Annotated in this window: 14 protein-coding genes and 1 tRNA gene; 8 read left to right on the top strand and 7 right to left on the bottom strand. The window is 43.9% G+C overall.

Features of this window, described 5'->3' with window-relative positions; all coding sequences use genetic code 11:
• The first annotated feature begins 148 nt into the window (after nt 1-148).
• From E4N65_RS05615 to pth, 5 genes are all read left to right on the top strand, one after another.
• Nucleotides 149-1,270 (top strand): leucine-rich repeat protein, encoded by a 1,122-nt coding sequence (locus E4N65_RS05615; RefSeq protein WP_253674602.1) that lies wholly within the window; start codon nt 149-151, stop codon nt 1,268-1,270.
• 385 nt (nt 1,271-1,655) lie between these two features.
• Complete coding sequence (locus tag E4N65_RS05610; protein ID WP_253674600.1) at nt 1,656-1,853, top strand: type II toxin-antitoxin system VapB family antitoxin; 198 nt, start codon at nt 1,656-1,658, stop codon at nt 1,851-1,853.
• Nucleotides 1,850-2,020: a PIN domain-containing protein gene (locus E4N65_RS05605; protein WP_253674598.1), complete on the top strand. Its 171-nt coding sequence runs from the start codon at nt 1,850-1,852 to the stop codon at nt 2,018-2,020. Before E4N65_RS05610 ends, E4N65_RS05605 begins: the two co-directional genes overlap by 4 nt.
• Nucleotides 2,021-2,032: 12 nt before the next feature.
• Nucleotides 2,033-2,485 carry a D-aminoacyl-tRNA deacylase gene (gene dtd / locus E4N65_RS05600; RefSeq protein ID WP_253674596.1) on the top strand — a complete coding sequence of 151 codons (453 nt, stop codon included), beginning with the start codon at nt 2,033-2,035 and terminating at the stop codon, nt 2,483-2,485.
• A 15-nt stretch (nt 2,486-2,500) separates the two neighbouring features.
• Nucleotides 2,501-3,118 carry an aminoacyl-tRNA hydrolase gene (pth, locus tag E4N65_RS05595; RefSeq protein ID WP_253674594.1) on the top strand — a complete coding sequence of 206 codons (618 nt, stop codon included), beginning with the start codon at nt 2,501-2,503 and terminating at the stop codon, nt 3,116-3,118.
• A 233-nt stretch (nt 3,119-3,351) separates the two neighbouring features.
• On the opposite strand, the gene recA is transcribed toward pth, so the two are convergent.
• From recA to E4N65_RS05580, 3 genes are all read right to left on the bottom strand, one after another.
• A complete protein-coding gene (recA, locus tag E4N65_RS05590) occupies nt 3,352-4,686 on the bottom strand; it encodes a recombinase RecA (protein ID WP_253674592.1) in 1,335 nt (444 codons plus the stop codon).
• A gap of 328 nt (nt 4,687-5,014) precedes the next feature.
• Nucleotides 5,015-5,680, bottom strand: coding sequence for an ABC transporter ATP-binding protein (locus E4N65_RS05585; protein WP_253674590.1), 666 nt, complete (start codon nt 5,678-5,680; stop codon nt 5,015-5,017).
• Nucleotides 5,681-5,718: 38 nt separating this feature from the next.
• Nucleotides 5,719-6,105 (bottom strand): DUF4418 family protein, encoded by a 387-nt coding sequence (locus tag E4N65_RS05580; RefSeq protein ID WP_253674588.1) that lies wholly within the window; start codon nt 6,103-6,105, stop codon nt 5,719-5,721.
• A gap of 215 nt (nt 6,106-6,320) precedes the next feature.
• Between E4N65_RS05580 and E4N65_RS05575 the strand changes: the two genes are divergently transcribed.
• The 3 genes from E4N65_RS05575 (at nt 6,321) to tsaD (ending at nt 9,146) form a co-directional block, all read left to right on the top strand.
• A tRNA-Pro gene (locus E4N65_RS05575) sits at nt 6,321-6,394 on the top strand.
• A 218-nt stretch (nt 6,395-6,612) separates the two neighbouring features.
• Nucleotides 6,613-8,088 (top strand): divergent polysaccharide deacetylase family protein, encoded by a 1,476-nt coding sequence (locus tag E4N65_RS05570; RefSeq protein ID WP_253674587.1) that lies wholly within the window; start codon nt 6,613-6,615, stop codon nt 8,086-8,088.
• Between the two features lie 44 nt (nt 8,089-8,132).
• Nucleotides 8,133-9,146, top strand: coding sequence for a tRNA (adenosine(37)-N6)-threonylcarbamoyltransferase complex transferase subunit TsaD (gene tsaD / locus E4N65_RS05565; RefSeq protein ID WP_253674585.1), 1,014 nt, complete (start codon nt 8,133-8,135; stop codon nt 9,144-9,146).
• Here tsaD and E4N65_RS05560 read toward each other — a convergent pair whose 3' ends face one another.
• From E4N65_RS05560 to E4N65_RS05545, 4 genes are all read right to left on the bottom strand, one after another.
• Complete coding sequence (locus E4N65_RS05560; protein WP_253674583.1) at nt 9,147-10,145, bottom strand: helix-turn-helix transcriptional regulator; 999 nt, start codon at nt 10,143-10,145, stop codon at nt 9,147-9,149.
• An 87-nt stretch (nt 10,146-10,232) separates the two neighbouring features.
• Nucleotides 10,233-10,919 (bottom strand): hypothetical protein, encoded by a 687-nt coding sequence (locus tag E4N65_RS05555; RefSeq protein WP_044016411.1) that lies wholly within the window; start codon nt 10,917-10,919, stop codon nt 10,233-10,235.
• On the bottom strand, nt 10,900-12,009 hold the full coding sequence (locus E4N65_RS05550) for a WG repeat-containing protein (RefSeq protein WP_253674576.1): 1,110 nt from the start codon (nt 12,007-12,009) through the stop codon (nt 10,900-10,902). The genes E4N65_RS05555 and E4N65_RS05550 overlap by 20 nt, the downstream gene beginning before the upstream one ends.
• A 73-nt stretch (nt 12,010-12,082) precedes the next feature.
• Complete coding sequence (locus E4N65_RS05545; protein WP_044017355.1) at nt 12,083-12,316, bottom strand: hypothetical protein; 234 nt, start codon at nt 12,314-12,316, stop codon at nt 12,083-12,085.
• Nucleotides 12,317-12,412: the final 96 nt, after the last annotated feature.

Below are 12,412 nucleotides of genomic sequence, written 5' to 3'. Positions count from 1 at the left end.
CCAATCCACTTTTTTCAGTTTGTATACATCATCAATAGAGCTTTGTATCGGAATGCCTCGCAAGCGATTTGGTTCGATACCGGATAATTATCTGCTATTCCTTCGATTATTTTGTAATTACGTAATATTTTATTTATAGGAGAAAAACATGAATATGCATATACATAAAATGGGCAAACATTTGAACTGGTTTGCAGGAGTGTTGATGTTTGCCATTGTCTTTACGCTAACAGGCTGTAAACCGATTAATGGACACGATACGAAGAAACCTGGTGTCCCATCTACGCCGGAGACCTTTTCATTAACGTTTAGTGCAGGAGAGTATGGTACTTTGAAAGTAAAATCTGATGGTATAGCAGAGGGTTCTACAAGTCCAATAAACATAGAATTTGGCAAGACCGTTGAATTTACGGCAGTCCCGTCTTCCGGATATCAGGTAGATCTGTGGACGGTAACACCGTTAGGTGCTCTGATGTCAGATGGAAGGCAGGGAGATACAACTGCAAAAGTAAAAATTACCGCAAATACAATAGTGGGTATTACGTTTAAGCCTGTATATACACAAGTCCCATATACCGACTTGGATAATTGCCTTAAAACGATAGAACCTGCACATGACGGTATCTGTTACATCGAAGTAACCGGTCTTACAAAAGATGATCTAAAGTACAATTCGGGCGGTGCAAGTTCTCAAGTAAATGCAAGCCCCCTGGGAGAAATGCTGAAAAAGTACAGTCAAAAACGAATCGCCTTAAAATTCGGTGACACACCAATATCCGGTCTTACAGATATGGACTGTTGTTTTTACGGATGTGCAAATCTGGTAGAAGTGTCAGATATTCCCTCAGGTATTTCTAATATGCAAGGTTGCTTTATCGACTGCACGAGCCTTGAAACAGCACCGATTATCCCTGCAAATGTCATAAATATCAAAGAATGTTTTGCTGGATGTACCAGTCTTAGTCGTGTACCGGTAATTCCTCAAAATGTTCAGCGTATGGGTGAATGTTTTTCTGGATGTATCAGTCTTGTCAGTGTGCCGGTAATCCCCGCAACGGTTGAGAAGATGAAGGAGTGTTTTAATAACTGCACAAAGCTTACTGCTGTTACACTCCAGTGTAATTACAATGATAAGTTTGAAAATGTTTTTCAGAATTGTACCGGTTTAACAGCGGGTAGTATAAAGGTCCCGACCGATCAACTGCAAATGTATAAAGATCATGCAGACGAACTGGGGGCGCAGGCAGAATGGTTTACAAAGGATGAATGATCCGCTGTAGGTTTCCATATGACAGGGCAGCCGAAGTACAAAGAAGCCAGACGGTTGCCCTGCCATGATATACGACCGCAACGGGACAGGGATGCCTGAAAAGTTGCTTGTTTTTTCGACATCCCTGTTGTTTTTTCATCTACGCCTTTACAATAGGCACCCACAGTAAAAGGGGAGGATATCTTTAAAAACTGTAAGTCTATCGGCTTGTTTTGTAAGGAAATTCATTGTTAGATTTTTAGAGGTTCCCGCTAATATATTTTTCTTATTTATTTGTGCAGGCATGTATTACAAAGTATCCGATTTGTTTATACTGATGAGTCGTTTAGACTATCGCTTGCTTCTACACAATGATATGTGTAAAATAGGTACGGAGGGTGATAATGTGGCGACAAATCTTGCAATAAATGAAGAATTACTCAATACCACTTATGAAATCAGCGGGTACAGCACAAAAAAAGAAACGGTAAATACGGCGCTTGAAGAGTTTATTGAACGGCGAAAATCCGAAGAACTCATACAGCTGTTTGGAAAAATCGAATATCATCCTTCTTATAATTACAAGAAGATGAGATCGCGATGAAGTTTGTATTGGTTGACACTTCCGTATGGTCGCTTGTTTGTAGAAAAAAGCGTCTGGATAATAACGATAAAAATTTATCGATACTTACATTAGATAAAGATTTTGAACAGTATCGGAGATATATCGATATTGAACTCGTAAATACGATCGGGAGATATACGGAATGAGGAGCGTGTGATATGCGAGCAGTAATACAGCGGGTACGGTCGGGAAGTGTGGCGATTGAAGGCTTTGAAACGCAGACCATCGGCAAGGGCTTTGTGATTTTGTTGGGGATTTGTCCTGAAGATACTGAGGGTGATATAGATTGGTTGGTTAAGAAAATCGTACAGGTGCGGATTTTCGAAGACGATGAGGGGAAGATGAACCGTGCCCTTGCGGATGTGCAGGGCGACATTTTATTGGTCAGTCAGTTCACCCTGTTTGCCAGTACCAAGAAAGGAAACCGCCCGTCCTTCAATGCAGCGGCGGAGCCTTCGATTGCAATCCCGCTCTATGAATGCTGTATCCGCAAATTGAGCGAAGCGCTTGGCAAGCCGATAAAAACCGGACAATTCGGAGCGGATATGCAGGTGGAAATTCACAACGACGGACCGGTTACGATCATAATCGACACGAAGGTAAAAGAATAATTACAGGTTAAAAAGATGATTTCGTTAATAGCATTTTTGGGAAATGTCGGGCGGGAGTATGAACGCACCCGGCATAACGCAGCGTGGATTGCTGCGGATCGTTTATCTATTTGCAGGGGAATTTCGTGGCAGCATAAATTCCGCGGCTTGTATGGGCGGTTTCCGGCAGCAGTGAGCGGGGGACAGGCTGTCCATGCTTTAAAGCCTGAAACATATATGAATCTATCGGGTGAATCAGTAGGGGAGGCTGCCCAGTTTTTCAAAATCCCCCCGGCGGAAATACTTGTCGTGCATGATGAGCTTGAACTGCCCCCTGCTGCCTTGAGCCTCAAGTGGTCGGGAGGGCTCGGCGGACACAACGGGCTTCGCTCAATAAAGGCGGCACTGGGTACGCCGGACTTTTGGCGGCTCAGGATCGGTATCGGGCGTCCCGGCGGAAAAAAAAGCAGCAGCGCCGATCATCCCGATATTGCAGGCTATGTGCTGTCTCCTTTTTCTCAAGAAGAATTCACCCTGCTGGATGCGGCGCTGCCTCAGCTGGAACCGCTTTTTACCGCACTCATCACCGAGCGGAAGGATCCGCAAACGTTGCTTTCCGCATGGACGAAGGTACTGCCCTGCACATCAGTGTAAGCTCCAAACTCTAACACAGGTCTTCCTTTTGCGTGAAATTTTCCTAAAATTTCACGCATCTTTTCCCTGCAGGAGAGAAATCGCATCAGACAGATAAATAAAAATCGCAAAATAAATAGGCTATGAGACCATTTGAGGCGCAAAGCGGCGAAATTCTGGTTGAATAGCCTATTTATTTTGCGGGGAAATATAGCAAAACAGTCTGATGCGATTACTCTGTGATATCAGGCCGTTCAAAAGAGCTCGTTGTCGCCGTCAAAAGCACTGCCCGGCTTTGATTTATGTGCAGCGGATACTGCTGCAGAATCGGCATCCAAACTTTCAGTTTTGCCGCTAGCGAGAGCTGCTTTTTCGAGCATGGATTTTTTCCCTGCCGGAGCGGTCTGGGCATCGGCTTCTTTATCAGTCTTTGTATCTCCCGGTTTTACGGAAGCTGCAGCCTTTGACGCCCCTGTCTTTGCCGCAGCCGATGCGTCGCCGGTACCGGAATCAGCTTGATCGGTTTTTACAAAACTCGACACGTATTTTTGGTTGGGAAACAGCTGTGCGCGCAAGGTCTTTTCAAGATCGATTGCAACATCGGGATTATCCTCCAAGAATTTTACGGCGTTGTCATGCCCTTGTCCAATCTTATCTTCTTTATACGAGTACCATGCGCCTTTTTTGTCTATCAATTCGTATTTTACAGCGCAGTCCAGCAAGCTGCCGTAGGGAGAAATTCCCTTGCCGAACAGGATTTCCAGCTCAACCTTTCGGAACGGCGGCGCGACCTTATTCTTTACCACTTTGATGCGCACCTTGTTTCCCCATGCTTCATCCTCATCCTTGCCGAGCACCTCGCCTTTACGGACTTCGATACGTACCGATGAGTAGAATTTGAGCGCATTACCGCCGGTGGTGGTTTCCGGGTTGCCGTACGCAATACCGATTTTCATACGGATTTGGTTGATAAAGATGAGAATACATTTTGACCGCGAGATAATTGCCGTCAGCTTCCGCAACGCCTGACTCATCAAACGGGCCTGCAATCCCATGTGTGAATCGCCCATTTCGCCGTCGATTTCCGCTTGCGGCGTAAGAGCTGCTACCGAGTCTACAACGATGACATCCACCGCACCCGATCGGACGAGGTTTTCGGTGATTTCCAAAGCCTGTTCTCCCGCATCGGGCTGGGCGACCCACAGTTCGTCGATATTGACACCGAGTTTTTGTGCATACTGGGGGTCAAGGGCATGTTCTGCATCCACAAACGCCGCAATACCGCCCCGCTTTTGCGCTTCGGCGACGACATGAAGAGCGAGTGTGGTTTTTCCCGACGACTCCGGACCGAATATTTCGATAATTCTGCCGCGCGGATAACCGCCGATACCGAGCGCTTCGTCGAGCAAGATACTCCCCGACGGGATTACTTCGATACCGCTTGCTGCCGTTTTTGTGCCGAGCTTCATCAAAGAACCCTGTCCGAACTCTTTTTCGATTTGTAGACGTGCTGCTTCCAACGCTTTCAGCTTTTCGTCGGCATCGGTAATATTGGTTACCTGATTTATTTCTGATTTTGTTTTTGCCATTTATGGCCTCCATAATTAAGTGCGCTCGGCCGGCGCCTCGTCAGAACATTATCATGACATTCTGCAAAAGTATTTTTTGCTTCCGGCACATTCCGGCTGCCGCATTGCTTCTTATCTTTGTTATATGTCTTTGGTGCGATTTTGGCTTAAAAAAACTGCTGAAAATCACTTTTTTTTAGAAATTTTTACAAAGAATCGAATTTTTTTTCTGACCGATGTGTTTTTAATCGGAAGGGCAGGGCAGCCGACAATACTGCTGCAATGATTTATAAAAAATGCCCGTCAATTTATAGCATAAGACACATAAGAAAGCAATATTATGGGAAAACTACACTTTTGAAAGGGTTCCGGCGTCCATCCGGTAAGTCGTACAATTCGGATCTAAGATATTGGAATCATGCGTTACGATAAGCACGGCAGTTCCAAGTTTGTTTATATCTTTTATAGCCTGCATGACACCGGCTGCCGTTTCCGCGTCGAGATTTGCAGTCGGTTCATCAGCGATGAGCAGCTTGGGCGCATTCATCAGTGCACGCGCAATAAGCATCCGTTTTGCTTCTCCGCCTGAAAGATTTTTCGGCATTTCATCTTTTAAATGAGCTATTCCCATCACTTCCAATAAGCTCAGCGCTCTCCCTTCGGTATCGCCGTCCCGGTTAAATAAAAAAAACGGTACGCGGACATTATCAAGTACCGAAAGATTCGGTAAAGCGCCGAGCGATTGGGGGACAAATCCTATCGACTCGTTACGGTAATAGCTTTTTTCAGTATCGTTCATCGTTGTGATGTCATTATTTTCAAATAAAACAGCTCCCGCAGTCGGTTCTAAAATGCCTGAAATGAGGTTCAGCAATGTCGTTTTTCCCGAACCGGAGCGTCCGACAATAAAGACAAAATCGGAAGAATCGATGCTAAAATCGGCATCTCTAACGGCAAAAAAATCGGAACCGCTTCTGGTAAACGTTCTGGAAAGCTGTTTTGTTTGCAATAACATACCGTAATAATCCTATAATATAGCGAGTATAGTAGAATTTATTTTTTTCTGTTAACGAACAGATATCCGGCATCAATGGCTATCAGCACGATTGCCAGCAGCAAAATGACGGGTTTGGTATAAACGTTACAAGGCATGGTCGCAGTCTTACATGTACCGATAACAACCGTTTGCAATAATATCAGACAAACACCGAGCCCGATATTGGAAAATGCGATACCGATGCGGGAACTCTTGAACAGTAAGAATACGACGCCTAATGCAGCAATTAAACCGCCGAGCATTCGGACAGCCTCGCCCATCCAATGGCACTTCATAAAACCGCCGTCAGCTTTCGGAAAACAGACATGTGCATATCCGAAGGGAGCAAAAAGAACGAGTAAACCGATGATAACGATTAACATTCCTATAATATATTTTTTCATAGTATAACCTCACAAGCACATTAGTAAACCTGTTCGACAACGAAGTTATCGAATATGCCTAGTATATACAGAATACGACAAAAGTCAATCTATGGTTACATTATTCTCCGAATATTCTATCGATTGCTTCAGAACAGAATGTGACGTGATGCAACACAGCGTATTGACATAACGGAACTTTATCGATAATATCTATTTCTGTTATTAAAACAAAACGGGCAATAGCGCAGTTGGTTAGCGTACAAGTCTGGGGGACTTGGGGTCGCCGGTTCAAATCCGGCTTGCCCGATTATTTTCTCTCTTTTATTTCTATCCCTATCATACTTTTATTATATCTTTCCATTAAAACGGCTCTATCTTAAAGTATAGAGATTTATAGCGTATACGATAAATGATTTCTTTACAGAACAAGCTGATAGGCTTGCGGTTTTTAAAGGCTCCGCGATAGCGGCTGCCCTGTACAAATACCGCTTGACATTAAGCCGTACTGTTTTTATGCTTTTGCCTATGCCCGAAAAAGAGAATAAAGTAAAAACAAGCAAAAAAACGTCGCCGAAAAAGACGGCCGGAAAAACCCAATCGAAAACCAAAAGCCGCACAGGCACTACCACTGCAAAGAAAAAGCCGCGCAGTTCAACCGCTCGTAAAAAGCGTTCGATAGTGAATATTATTGCCGCATTGGTGATATTGTGCGTTCTGCTTTTGGGGTTTAATCTTGTTTTAGTATTAAAATTAGTGCCTAATCTTAAAAATTCATTAAAACAGGGTACTGGTACGGCACAAACTCAAGTACAACAGGATAAAACCTCAACCGAACAAAAACGAAACGAACCGCTTACGGCAGCACAAGAACCTTCACCGCCGGTTATCGTGCCGCAGGTTGCTGCGCAAGCACAGCCGCATACCGATTCCGCGGTGCAGCAAAAACGGCAAAACACACCGGCAGCACAGCAAAAAACAGCGTCATCACAGGAGAAAGCGCCGACTGCCAACAAAACAACACCGGCTGCACAACCGGCGCCGCATTCACCTGCTGCTGCATCTGCGCCAGCATCCCATACCGCTTCTGCCGCACAGAAAGATACTGCGAAGAAAGAAAAACCGGTAGTCCATCCGGCTCCGCAAAAGAATCCCATACCGGAGAAATCCGTTGCACCTGATAAAAAAAATACTGCATCGAAAAAAAACACCGTACCCGAGAAACCTGCCGTACCCGATAAGAAAAAAGCCGTACAAGCAGTACAGCCAGTGCAGCCCGCTGCAAAACCGGAAAAGCCGCGCAAGCGTGCCCCTTATGCCGGGAACCTCACCTTTGTGTTCGATGACGCGGGGCATAACCTCGACCAGCTCGAACACTTTTTGCGACTCCCGTTCCCCTGTACTATTGCAGTTTTACCCGGATTGCGGTACTCTAGCGAGTCGGCGCGGCGGATACGCAAGGCCGGCAAACAGGTTATTCTGCACCAGCCGATGCAATCGGTCGATCTGCATATCAATCCGGGACCGGGGGCTGTTACGCCGGGACTTTCTGCGGAGCAAATCAAAAACATCGTCAGAAAAAATCTCGAAGAAATTTGGCCGGTAGCCGGGATGAATAATCACGAAGGCTCACTGATGACGGCGGACGAGGCTGCGATGAGCGCGGTCTTGGATGTCGTAGCGGAAAAACATATATTCTTTTTGGATTCGCGGACAACCGCTCGGTCAGTCGTTGCGAAGGTTGCAAAGGAGAAAAACATGGCCGTCTGGGAACGGGCAATTTTTATTGATAACGATAAAAGCCGCGCTGCAATGGAAACGCAAATTAAAAAAGGCTTGAGCATTGCGAGACAGAAAGGCTCTGCCATCATGATCGGGCATGTCTTTACGATTGAACTTGCAGAGCTTTTAACCGAAATGTATCCTGCACTTATCGAAGACGGATTTTCGCTTTCGGCAATTGCTCAAGTTGCACAAAAAGGCACGGTTAACTTCGGCAACTAAAAGAGGATGTCCAAAGTTAATCATGGAACAATAGGAATAACAGAATGAAGATACTTGGAATAGAAAGCTCCTGCGATGAAACGGCAGCTGCCGTCGTGGAGGACGGACATAAAATCATCAGTTCGGTAGTGGCAACTCAGATACCATTTCACGAAGCATATAAGGGTGTCGTGCCTGAGATTGCGAGCCGTAAGCACACCGAATGGATCTTACCGGTTGTCAAAACCGCTTTGCAGGAAGCGGGTGAAACGTTGCAATCGATAGACGGTATCGCCGTAACCAATCGGCCGGGGCTGATGGGGTCGCTGCTGGTGGGGCTGACCTTTGCGAAAACTCTCGCATGGGCATGCAATAAACCGTTTATTGCCGTAAACCACATGCTCGGGCACCTGTACGCAGCGCATCTTGAGCAGGACATTCCTTATCCCTACCTCGGTCTTTTGGTATCAGGCGGCCATTCGCTTATCTGTAAAGTATACGATTTTGATTCAATCGAAGTGCTTGGTAGTACCATCGACGATGCGCCGGGCGAAGCATTCGATAAGGTTGCGAAGTTCTACGATTTCGGCTATCCGGGCGGCGTAATTATCGACCGGCTGGCGAAAAACGGCGATCCAAAGGCTGCGAACTTCCCGATGCCGGTACTGCACGAATCCGGCCGCCGGTATGACGTGTCCTATTCAGGCTTAAAAACTGCGGTCATCAATCAAATCGATCAATTCTGGAATCCCGGATATGAAAAAACGCCCGAAAATATTGCGGCAGCCTTTCAATCAAGAGCCGTTAAAATATTACTGCGTTCCCTGCTGCGGGCGGTAGAAGACACGGGACTGCACACGATTGTCGCAGGCGGCGGCGTTGCGGCCAATTCGCTGCTCCGTGAAAAACTTGCCGAACAAAAAGGTTTAACGTGCATCTTTCCGCCGCTCAAGCTCTGTACGGATAACGCCGCGATGATTGCCGGCGTAGGCTATCGTTATCTGCAACGCGGAGACAGAAGCACTCTCGATTGTCCTGCAAGCGCCCGTGTCGAAGGATTTAAACGCCGGAAAATATAATTAGCGTATTTCCGCACATCTCTTGCTCCGTCGCACCATAGCCTGTATTTCCGCTTGCCAATCTTGCACAAAATCTTCCGGTTCAAGCGGCTGTGCGTTTGAGCCGTGAGATAAGACCCATTTCAATATCCGGTAGCCTTGCGCTGCGGAAAAGACTATTTCGGTTCTCCCTTCTTCATCATATTCGGTAATTTTTTGATCATCAGCCCATACGGAATCTTTTATTGCGAGACGAGATTCGCCGTAGAATGCAATGCGGTAGGTAACGGTTTCCGGTTCCATAAATGAGCCGAATCTTCCGCCACCGCAGCGGGAGATAAAGTCGTAATTTTCGGGCAGTGTAAAAAGCTCATCAGTGATGCAAAGATGTTCAATACGCGGAATATAAAAAAGCCGTTCCGCTTGGCGTTCCTCTGCATAGCCGAATAGAAAATATCGTCCGTCATCAAAAAGGAGCTGATACGGACGGACACGTCGATGTACCTTCCCGCTATCCAACACGCCGTAGTAATCAAATTCGATCGTGCGGTTTTGAATCATCGCTTGGTAGAGTGCGGTAAATACCGCTTCATCGATAATGGCATAAGGCATCGGCGGAACGGCGATACGGTCAATAAACGATCCCGCTCCTTGCCTTTGAGGAAACGTAATAACATCAATGGCGGCAACGAGCTCTTTGTAGATCGGTGTTCCCTGATATTGCTGCAGCAGCGTTTTTGCAGCAACAAGAGCCGTTACATCTTTTTGCGAAATATTTTGAATCGGCATTTCATATTTTTCGCTGTAATAAAATCCTTTCTTTTGCGCATTATATTCGATGGGTGCATTAAACCGATCCCGCAAAAACGTTATATCGCGGTTTATTGTCGGAATACTGTACTCCAGTTCTGCTGCAAGTTCGGATGCATTAGGAAAGCATTCAGCTTTTATCCGATTATGAATATACGTGAGACGTTCTAACATTTGATGAGTAATTGCACGGTTTGGGTTCTTTTTCATAGCACTATTATAGTAGGAAAGGGGAGATTTTGGAATCTGCAAAAAACGTAAAATGTTTTTGCAGATTCCGGTGCCTTATGGTTGTTTCTATAACTTCAATTCACTCAAATATCGGGAGACATCAAAGTATTTTTTTAAGAATTTATGCCATTCGAGAGGATAATACCCGCTCCTTGTGCCGCTTGTGTGCCTTAAAAAAATCATGTCGATAGATTCACCGTCTAACTCGATTTTAAAATATCGGGGATAGGCCTGATTTATTTTATCATCTCCCCATTTTTCTTGTTTAACAACAAGTCCATCATACTCCAAGCGTGCTAAAAAATTACTCGATTCTACACCCAATGAAATCACCATTTTAGGTTTAAGGACTTTCATCGTTTCAAAAATGATTTTCCAACCGTTTTTAAAATCATCCGCAGTCGGGCGTTCTTCGCTTGCGTTAAGAAGCCGCTGAATAATGACTTGGTAGACAAAGCTGTCAGAAATTGCCGTCATTTCTTCTTTGCTCAGCTCTTCATCATAATCTCTATTCAACAGTGTTTTTTCAAAATTGCGGATAACGTTTGTTCCTTCCTCGCCGTTTTGATGCATACCGATAAAGCTGCGGGTAAAATCGATGCCGTACTCATCAGGACTGTCGCCTGCGCAAAGATAGTGGCTTTCTCCCAATACCATCAGCTTTGTCTGACTTGCGGAATAGTTCTTTCCTATCCACGGCAGCCAGCAAAGATTGTTAATCCGTAAAAGTTGTTCATCGATCTTTTTGTTCATTGTTTTTCTCCTCATATTTTCGTACGACATTTGAATATTCTTGTCTCTTATCTTCTGACCCTAGGATTACTTCACCGTTCTCATCAAAGATAATATCAAATTCGGAAGAATATAAATATTTATCCGACCATAACTGTAGATTTTCTATCGGGATAGTTTTAATCAATTTCCCATCAAAAGAAAAAATATTACCGCCATAAAAAAAATTCTTTCCTAATTTTACAATACCTAAATTGTTAGTAAAATAATCACCTCTTTGAGTTGTTATCTCCGTATTGTCTTGAAGATTTCTAATTGTCAGTTCTTCATCATCGTAAATAAGATAACCATCTCTAAGATAAAAATATGATTCTGGAAAATCAGCTCCGGTTATTTTAAATTCATATACCACATCGCCCTTTTTGTTTATGATAAAAAATGAATTAAATGATTTTCTAATCCATGAATATCCACCGATAAACGGACTAGGCAACTTTGAGTGATGATGACATTTGAATTTTGGCTTTATTGCAATCTTTCCCTGATTATCCATGAATCCCCATTCTTCTTTTGCATTCTGAACAGCAATAAGCCCCTCACTGAAACCATACGTTTCAGGTACGTTACGTACATCTACATAAACTTCAAATAGTTCTTTAAATTCTTTATTTACTGCTATGGTTTTATCATCTGCATACACAATTGCAATATCTTCTGAAAATGGGTAAGCTCTATAATATCTTGGTGAAACAACTTTTCCTTTTTTATTTACAAAATATTTTTCCGCATACCATGTTGTTATTAAACCAACTTCTGAAGAGAAAGGTGTCAATATTGTTATCGGACCTCTCATGCCTGTAGTATCTATATCTATTTTTTTTCCGTCCGGCGTTATATAAAACTTATTTTCCTTAAAATCTTCTGCTATTGCCACGCCATTAATAAATGGCATGACTGTTTTATATTGAGCTTTTATGATAATTTTTCCGTTACGATCAATATAGCCATACGTATCTTTTTTCCATTCATCTTGATACGGAAATAAATCTTGGCTGTAGAGTGTTAAGACTACAGTGATACAAAAATAAAAAATACCGATAATTTTTTTCATACAGAACTCCTATTATTTTCAAAATATATGAACAGTTGGCGAATTTTTTATTACCAACTGTTCAATTTCCCTTTTATAACGCGGGATGGTGTTTCTTATACGGGCTCTTGCTACAGCTGCCGCTTGTCAAACTGAATAATGAAGAATATTTCGTTCCACAAAACTTACAGGTATACTGACTTTTTTCAGCCCCTTCATACAGCTCGTGGTATTTTCCTTCCGGATTACGAGAACAATGACCGGAAGTTAAACTTGAAACGCTTGAATAGTTTGTACCACACCATTTACAATAAAATTTCTGTGCCATAATAATCTCCTTTTGGCATTTATTTTTTGAATTGAATACGTGTAACCTATTTGTTGTTCCTGTACAAACAGCATGTGCTGAATTTACATGAGCCGT

The organism is Treponema sp. OMZ 855 (genome assembly GCF_024181145.1).
In the GTDB taxonomy this organism is placed as follows: Bacteria; Spirochaetota; Spirochaetia; order Treponematales; family Treponemataceae; genus Treponema.
This window is presented reverse-complemented; position numbering and strand designations above follow the sequence as displayed.

Coding starts and splice junctions, on each gene's coding strand:
- E4N65_RS05615 (WP_253674602.1), top strand. CDS start 149: ATGAATATGCATATACATAAAATGGGCAAACATTTGAACTGGTTTGCA.
- E4N65_RS05605 (WP_253674598.1), top strand. CDS start 1,850: ATGAAGTTTGTATTGGTTGACACTTCCGTATGGTCGCTTGTTTGTAGA.
- dtd (WP_253674596.1), top strand. CDS start 2,033: ATGCGAGCAGTAATACAGCGGGTACGGTCGGGAAGTGTGGCGATTGAA.
- pth (WP_253674594.1), top strand. CDS start 2,501: ATGATTTCGTTAATAGCATTTTTGGGAAATGTCGGGCGGGAGTATGAA.
- recA (WP_253674592.1), bottom strand. CDS start 4,686: ATGGCAAAAACAAAATCAGAAATAAATCAGGTAACCAATATTACCGAT.
- E4N65_RS05585 (WP_253674590.1), bottom strand. CDS start 5,680: ATGTTATTGCAAACAAAACAGCTTTCCAGAACGTTTACCAGAAGCGGT.
- E4N65_RS05580 (WP_253674588.1), bottom strand. CDS start 6,105: ATGAAAAAATATATTATAGGAATGTTAATCGTTATCATCGGTTTACTC.
- E4N65_RS05570 (WP_253674587.1), top strand. CDS start 6,613: ATGCCCGAAAAAGAGAATAAAGTAAAAACAAGCAAAAAAACGTCGCCG.
- tsaD (WP_253674585.1), top strand. CDS start 8,133: ATGAAGATACTTGGAATAGAAAGCTCCTGCGATGAAACGGCAGCTGCC.
- E4N65_RS05560 (WP_253674583.1), bottom strand. CDS start 10,145: ATGAAAAAGAACCCAAACCGTGCAATTACTCATCAAATGTTAGAACGT.
- E4N65_RS05555 (WP_044016411.1), bottom strand. CDS start 10,919: ATGAACAAAAAGATCGATGAACAACTTTTACGGATTAACAATCTTTGC.
- E4N65_RS05550 (WP_253674576.1), bottom strand. CDS start 12,009: ATGAAAAAAATTATCGGTATTTTTTATTTTTGTATCACTGTAGTCTTA.
- E4N65_RS05545 (WP_044017355.1), bottom strand. CDS start 12,316: ATGGCACAGAAATTTTATTGTAAATGGTGTGGTACAAACTATTCAAGC.